1 pseudogene is annotated in these 291 nt (G+C 32.3%); it reads left to right on the forward strand.

Features of this window, described 5'->3' with window-relative positions:
* Positions 1–145, forward strand: a pseudogene (locus tag ACFIK8_RS12150) (CarD family transcriptional regulator); the annotation flags it as partial.
* Positions 146–291 lie beyond the last annotated feature (146 nt).

The following is a 291-nucleotide window of genomic DNA, read 5'->3' on the forward strand; positions in this document are numbered from 1 at the left end:
ACGCGAAATTGCTGTTATTAATAGTCTTTCTGAAACAGAAGCAGTCAATCTCATAGAAATGCATCTTTCCAACAAGCCAAAGTGCGAATTTAAAACCAAGAGTGATGAAACAAATGCAGATAGCAAAGCTGTATATGCCGCATAATAAATTGCAAGACATTTTAATAATAAAATAAAACCAGCAGAGCGCTGGTTTTATTTTATTATTAACGGCCTTCACAGACAAAAAAACATTTTATAAGAAATCTACCAAATTTCCCCACACAATAATATATTGATGGAATTGAACAC

It is taken from the genome of Bartonella sp. MR168JLCBS (genome assembly GCF_042194175.1).